At 66.0% G+C, this 1,184-nt stretch carries 3 protein-coding genes; 2 read left to right on the top strand and 1 reads right to left on the bottom strand.

What is annotated here, in order from left to right; genetic code table 11:
* Positions 1-341, bottom strand: a 341-nt coding sequence (locus tag JFB92_RS23425) for a hypothetical protein (RefSeq protein WP_199044174.1), incomplete at its 3' end; no start/stop codon positions are given.
* Between the two features lie 352 nt (positions 342-693).
* Between JFB92_RS23425 and JFB92_RS23420 the strand changes: the two genes are divergently transcribed.
* Positions 694-951 carry a hypothetical protein gene (locus tag JFB92_RS23420; protein ID WP_199044171.1) on the top strand — a complete coding sequence of 86 codons (258 nt, stop codon included), beginning with the start codon at positions 694-696 and terminating at the stop codon, positions 949-951.
* Complete coding sequence (locus tag JFB92_RS23415; RefSeq protein ID WP_199044168.1) at positions 948-1,160, top strand: hypothetical protein; 213 nt, start codon at positions 948-950, stop codon at positions 1,158-1,160. Before JFB92_RS23420 ends, JFB92_RS23415 begins: the two co-directional genes overlap by 4 nt.
* Positions 1,161-1,184: the final 24 nt, after the last annotated feature.

Below are 1,184 nucleotides of genomic sequence, written 5' to 3'. Positions count from 1 at the left end.
CAGAACCCGCGACGAAGCGGGCCCGGCGAAGGCCGCTGGTTCTCGACCGGCGGCGGGGAGTATTCCGGCTCCGGTTCAGGTGCGGATTCGGGCGGGAGCGGGTCGGGCAGTTCGCCGCGCCGGTGGCGGCCGGTGCGACGATCGGGCCGCCACAGCGGATTGCCGTACGGACCGGTGTCGTCGATGTCGAACGGCTTGCCGCCGATCTGCCAGGTATCTCCGGGCCGGTGCCGCAGGTGCGGCGGCTCATAGCGCGGATGGGACGGGTCGTTCTCCGGATGGTCCCAGTCGAACTCCGCGCTGGTCTCGAGAGTTTCGAGGGCAGGGTCGGGACCGCTCACCGGATAGGTGTGAGCTGCGGAAACGACAGTATTTTGCTCTGGCGTGGCGGCCCGTTCGTGGCGTAGGCTAACGCTGACCACGGGAGGACTCCTCTCTGGTTGAGGAGGTGGACCGCCACGAAGTTTGGCGACCGAGAGGCGGTCCACCGACCGATATGGATTTCGATCACACGCGGATGCGTGTACGACCGAGGATGACGCGCGAACCCGGCGTAGTCAACCAGCAACACACCTACCCGCCGGTAGGTGACGATCCGGCCGGGCCTGGAGCGAACCCACGCGAATGGTGTAATGCGATAGTGTGCGACCCGTAAGTAGCCCCGCACTCACTTCATGGAATGGATCACACCCCGTGGCCTCAGTAGACGAACTCATCGCCGCGCTGAACGCGAGCAAGCAGGCCGCCGAAGAGCTCAGGGCCCAGATCGAGGCCGACACCCAGATGGCCGAAGAACTCTCGGCCAGGCTCGAAGAGATCGGCGTGACCGCTGCCGTGGCGGCCTTGCAGTCGTGCAAGAGCCAGACCGAACAGGCTGGGTCCCAGGCGATCGCAGCCGCGAGCTCCCTGGAGGAGGCGGCACAAGCGGCCGAGGCTTCCAAGCAGGCATGAGCAGCATCGGAGAACTGCTCTCGCGGCTGACCGCCGACAAGCAGCGAGCCGACGAACTCGAAGCCGAGTTCGCCCGCAACGCCGATCTAGCCAACGAGTTGGCCGAGGAGCTGAGCGCGGTCGGCTTCGACGGCAAAGCCGCCCAGGTCAGCGAAGTGAAAGGCCAGATCGGCCAGGCCCAGAACGCCAGGTGGCTAGGGCCTGTTTGAGAAGTGAGGGAGCCTCCAGTTAGT

Origin of the sequence: Glycomyces salinus (assembly GCF_016428645.1) — a bacterium.
GTDB classification, from domain to species: Bacteria; Actinomycetota; Actinomycetes; order Mycobacteriales; family Micromonosporaceae; genus Glycomyces; species Glycomyces salinus.
Note: the sequence above shows the minus strand (reverse complement) of the source record. Positions and strands in the feature narration are given on the sequence as shown.

What these genes read in the sequence shown, in the direction of transcription:
- JFB92_RS23415 (WP_199044168.1), top strand. Translation starts at nt 948, where the DNA reads ATGAGCAGCATCGGAGAACTGCTCTCGCGGCTGACCGCCGACAAGCAG.